Here is a 289-nt window from a genome sequence, read left to right on the forward strand (position 1 = left end):
GTTAGCAGCCGGTGCGGCTTTCGGGTGGAAACCCACCGCGCAGAACAGCTCCCCGAGGGTGTCCGGGATACTCTCCACTCCGCTGAAGCCGAAGGCGAGCATGGCCGGCACACAGATCAGATCTGCCTTGGTCAAACCCACCGTCCAACCGTAAAGACGGACCATGGAGACCGCTTGACAGACCGTGACACATTTGCCAAGATCCCTTGCCGGGCACTTGGTTTTTTCAGGAAAATGATCAGGGCTTTGCAGAAACTTGACAGATAGTGGAAATGTCTTCAATCGCGAC

Annotated in this window: 1 protein-coding gene; it reads right to left on the reverse strand. The window is 56.1% G+C overall.

The window, feature by feature from the left end:
- On the reverse strand, nt 1–289 hold a 289-nt coding region (locus ACYQ8U_RS23385), incomplete at both ends, for a DUF169 domain-containing protein (protein WP_459947948.1).

Source organism: Desulfocastanea catecholica, assembly GCF_054657295.1.